This is a genomic window from Nitrosophilus sp., assembly GCF_982775275.1.
In genome coordinates, this window is record NZ_CEXZHP010000144.1 from 1 (window position 1) to 4004 (window position 4004).

Annotated in this window: 7 protein-coding genes; all 7 read left to right on the forward strand. The window is 30.3% G+C overall.

Annotated features, from left to right (window positions below):
* The first annotated feature begins 558 nt into the window (after nt 1-558).
* The gene (locus tag AC30RD_RS07035; RefSeq protein ID WP_489493700.1) at nt 559-771 is read left to right on the forward strand and encodes a hypothetical protein; all 213 of its coding nucleotides are present in this window, start codon (nt 559-561) and stop codon (nt 769-771) included.
* Nucleotides 772-905: 134 nt separating this feature from the next.
* Nucleotides 906-1328, forward strand: a complete 423-nt coding sequence (locus tag AC30RD_RS07040) for a virulence RhuM family protein (protein ID WP_489493702.1) — start codon at nt 906-908, stop codon at nt 1326-1328.
* 609 nt (nt 1329-1937) lie between these two features.
* Nucleotides 1938-2189: a hypothetical protein gene (locus AC30RD_RS07045; protein WP_489493703.1), complete on the forward strand. Its 252-nt coding sequence runs from the start codon at nt 1938-1940 to the stop codon at nt 2187-2189.
* Nucleotides 2186-2932 carry a hypothetical protein gene (locus AC30RD_RS07050; RefSeq protein ID WP_489493704.1) on the forward strand — a complete coding sequence of 249 codons (747 nt, stop codon included), beginning with the start codon at nt 2186-2188 and terminating at the stop codon, nt 2930-2932. The genes AC30RD_RS07045 and AC30RD_RS07050 overlap by 4 nt, the downstream gene beginning before the upstream one ends.
* Nucleotides 2922-3206, forward strand: coding sequence for a hypothetical protein (locus tag AC30RD_RS07055; RefSeq protein WP_489493706.1), 285 nt, complete (start codon nt 2922-2924; stop codon nt 3204-3206). Before AC30RD_RS07050 ends, AC30RD_RS07055 begins: the two co-directional genes overlap by 11 nt.
* A 1-nt stretch (nt 3207) precedes the next feature.
* Nucleotides 3208-3765 carry a hypothetical protein gene (locus AC30RD_RS07060; RefSeq protein ID WP_489493707.1) on the forward strand — a complete coding sequence of 186 codons (558 nt, stop codon included), beginning with the start codon at nt 3208-3210 and terminating at the stop codon, nt 3763-3765.
* Nucleotides 3758-4004, forward strand: a 247-nt coding sequence (locus AC30RD_RS07065) for a hypothetical protein (RefSeq protein WP_489493709.1), incomplete at its 3' end; no start/stop codon positions are given. The genes AC30RD_RS07060 and AC30RD_RS07065, both read left to right, overlap by 8 nt.

Below are 4004 nucleotides of genomic sequence, written 5' to 3' on the forward strand. Positions count from 1 at the left end.
ATCAAATATTTCAAGATTAGAGAGTCTTAACAACACTTATATGCCAAATCTTTCTACACTTTTGAAATATGTTGAAGCTATAGGCGCAAGATTATCTGTAGATATTTCTATTTAACATATAACCTTTTATTTGCTTTTTTGCTAAAACTTTCTCAAAAAAACTTTTGGCATTTTAAATTTTTTTACGGGATATTTTCCTATAATAACGCTATTAATTTTCTCCAGTAATTATACTGTTGTTTATTGTTTATTAAATTTTTTCCGCAAAATTGGAACATGTTCCAAAACCTCTTCCAACCCCGATACCACCGAAGTTTTAGAGATTGAAATTTTTGAATTTTAAGGTTTAATTAAGTAATAATTTTGTTAAGATTTACCACTCAAAATTTAAAAATTATGATAATAAAAGTCAAAAGTTTCAAAATTGGGTTTGTATTAGGATGATTGAATTTAATATAATAGCAAAAAAGTTATGGAGGTAGCCCTACTACCGCGCCTGGGATTATAATATAACTAAAAAATCCTGCCGTTTAAAATAATCAAATTTTGGGATAATTTATGAGAGAAACGGTAAATAAAAAGATAGTAAGTTTTAAAGATATTAAGATGAAGCTTGTAAAAGTAAAAAAAAGATCATTATTAAAACCGATAAAATGTAAAAAAGCTTGGGAAGAAAATATTAAAAAAGTTCTCTCAAAAAGCAAAGATAAAAAAGATGAAGGAATTATAGAAGAGTTTTTAAATGAAAAATTTGAAGATTGGGAGCGGTAGTGGAAGTTTCAAGGTTTGAAATATATTTAATAAATTGAATCCTTTTATGATTTAAAATAGCTATTGGCTTGTTACCTGCTTGCTCCAGTAAAGCTGTTGAAGATTTTTTCTGATATTAAAATTAGGATTTTTTTATGAGTGAAGTTTTGATCTTTAAAGATGGAGAGATTGAGTTACCGGTAAAATGGGAAAAAGAGACAATTTGGCTTACCCAAAAACAGATTGCAGAGCTTTTTGGAGTACAAAAAGCAGCAATATCTAAGCATTTAAAAAATATTTTTACAACTAATGAATTAGATGAAGAATCAACTGTTTCCAAAATGGAAACAGTTCAAAAAGAGGGTAATAGAGTTGTTAAGAGAGTATTAGATTATTACAATCTTGATGCGATTATAGCTGTCGGTTATAGAGTAAACAGCAAAAAAGCAACCAAATTTCGTCAATGGGCTACAAAAGTTTTAAAAGAGTATATCATTAAAGGGTATGCTTTAAATCAAAAAAGAATTGAACAAAGATTTGATGAGTTTAAAAAAGAGATAGAGCTTCTTTTAATGTGACTGAAAGATTTATTGTTGTTTTTTCTCTTAATGCAATCATATTTACACTCCTTCTTTAGGAATACATTTTTGAAACATTATACCATATATTACTATTGAAAATCTCTAATACAACTTTTTTAGCTTCCATGGTTTCTCTCTTTTTTGCCTATTTATAAAAAAGAAAAAGAGTTAAAAACTTTAAAAGATGGAGATTTTAAAAAAAGCATATTTGACGGATTTAAAATGGCAAAGGATATTATCAAAGATCTTGATTAGCTCTCTCTTTTAACATCTCCTCAGCTGCTTTACCAAAAATATAGGTTATATATATGGCAGCTAGTAAAAAACCGATTATAAAATAGTTTAGAGTTTCCATATTTTATCCTTGCTGAAACTTTTACTATCTTAACACAAACCCAACTTAGTATCAAGTAGGGTAGGGATACACTTATAAAAAGTAGGGATTCGCTTATAAAAAGTAGGGATAAGGCTTCCGCACCACTCGCACTCAGCCATAATTCTACAAATTATAGGAGAAGCTTCACTTTCGGGAAGAGTTTGCAAAGGGATGTATATATTGAAAATTGTGAATATATATTGAAAGCAAAAAAAACTAAAGGAGGCAAAATGTCGTTATTTAAAACTGAGCTAATAGAACCGAATGAAAATGCTGTAGATATGGAGAACAAAGATGAAATTTATACTTTTTTGGCAGAGCAGATAAAAAAAGGTGTGGAAGAAGTATTAAATTACAAGTTAAACAAAATATTTTACGCAGATATAGATGAAAATGAAAAACTGGAGACTATAAAAGAGATTATCGAAGATTTTGAAGAGATGATCGGTTATCTTCAAAAAAATATAAAGGAGAGAATATGAGAGTTTATGCGGTTGTAAATACGAAGGGCGGAACTGGCAAAAGTACGGTTGCTTGGCAGATATTGCCCGCAATTATAACAAACTCAAAGGTTATCGAAATTGACAATAACAATAAAACGATAGATGTATTTAGAAACAGCGAAATATCTGGGGTTAGTAAAACAATTACCTTAAAGGACGCTCAAGATGCTTTGGGAGAGATTTTGTTTGATATGCTCGAAGGTAAAGATGAAACGGTAATCATTGATGCAGGAGGGGGCGATGATACAAAAAAAGTTATTGAAACTATTAAAGAGCTGGATTTTGACGATATCGAGTTTATTATTCCTTTAATGGGCGGAATGGCGCAAAAGAAAAACGCCGAAGATACTTATGAAATGGTTAAAGATAGAGGAAAAGTATATTTTTTCCTAAACAGATTCTCAAGCGAAGAGTTTGCTTTCTGGTACGGCAGCGAAGAGTTGGGGATTGCTCCATCACGATTATCTGATATCCCTTCCTTAAAGATTCCTTATTCTCCCCTTTTTGAATTGTCGGCTTTAAGAGGTGAAACAATAGTTGATTTGAGCAAATATTTTGAAGGGTTGAGTCCAAAGGAAGCGAGAGAACATATTTACGCAGCTTCAAACGGATCTAAAGAGCTTTTTATAAAACAGCTTAATATTTACAAACAGGCTAAAAAAGCAAGAGAGATAATCTCAATAATTAAAGGGCAGTTTGAAAGGATTGCGTATGTTAGATAGGGAGTTTCTTAACGAGATTGAATATCTAATTGCAAAGAGCGAAAATCTTTTAAAGGAGATAGAGAGCCTAAAACAAGAAGTTAGCGTTAAAAGCGCAGTTAACTATAGCGCTGCGAAATTTATTTCCGAGATAGATGAAATGAGAATTGTCAACAGGGTAATTTTTTACTCGATTCTTACAAATAAGGCTTTATGCAAAGCGATAGCAAAAAAAGCGCAAAAAGTCGGCGATAAAGAAGTTGCCGACTTTATAAAAAAGTTTTTGAAGGATTAGTATGAAGACTATCGTTTCAATCTCTTTAAGCAATCATCTTTTCAAAGTTCTGGAAGATTACAGTAAGTTTTTTAATCAATCAAAATCATATTTGGTTGCTTGTTCAGCCAAATTTTTTCTTGATGCAAACAGATTTAATAACAAAGGACTTGTTAAAAATCGATATGGGTATAAAATAGTTTCTATTAATATTGAAAATGCGCTGATTGAAGAAGTTGACGGGTATATAAAAAAACACAAATTGAAAAGGTCAGATTTTTTTGTTTTGTCGTTAAATTTTTTTAGCGAGTATTTAGAGCGTTTGAAAAAATATTTTGAAAGTATCTGCTTAGGGAAATCTTCTAACGGTTCAGTACTTTTACAAGTGGACAGATTTATATTGTCTACATTAAATCAAAACAAAATCCATTATGAAGTTTTTTTTAAAAACAAAAAAGCCTCTATATTGTTGATTGATTCTCCCAGCCTTCAAAGAGTTTTTAACTATATATTCGAAAAATTTCAAAAATGTGAATATATATTGCAACAAGAAATTTTTAAGGAGGTTAATCATGGTTAAGAAAATTCTTCTTTTTGCAGCTTTGTTTAGCATCGCAAATGCCGATTCGCTTTTTTCGGATTTGGCGAGCAGTTTTTATCAGGACAATAGAAATGTTTTTTCTGTAGGTATTGAGGATATTTCATTTGATGGAAAGAACAATAAAGGGATTTTATTTGCCTACTATGATGCGAAAGAAAACATGATCGCAAGATTCGAATGGGCAAAAAATTTTTTTAATTACAGTTTTGTTACAGATT

What these genes read in the sequence shown, in the direction of transcription:
- AC30RD_RS07035 (WP_489493700.1), top strand. Translation starts at nt 559, where the DNA reads ATGAGAGAAACGGTAAATAAAAAGATAGTAAGTTTTAAAGATATTAAG.
- AC30RD_RS07040 (WP_489493702.1), top strand. Translation starts at nt 906, where the DNA reads ATGAGTGAAGTTTTGATCTTTAAAGATGGAGAGATTGAGTTACCGGTA.
- AC30RD_RS07045 (WP_489493703.1), top strand. Translation starts at nt 1,938, where the DNA reads ATGTCGTTATTTAAAACTGAGCTAATAGAACCGAATGAAAATGCTGTA.
- AC30RD_RS07050 (WP_489493704.1), top strand. Translation starts at nt 2,186, where the DNA reads ATGAGAGTTTATGCGGTTGTAAATACGAAGGGCGGAACTGGCAAAAGT.
- AC30RD_RS07055 (WP_489493706.1), top strand. Translation starts at nt 2,922, where the DNA reads ATGTTAGATAGGGAGTTTCTTAACGAGATTGAATATCTAATTGCAAAG.
- AC30RD_RS07060 (WP_489493707.1), top strand. Translation starts at nt 3,208, where the DNA reads ATGAAGACTATCGTTTCAATCTCTTTAAGCAATCATCTTTTCAAAGTT.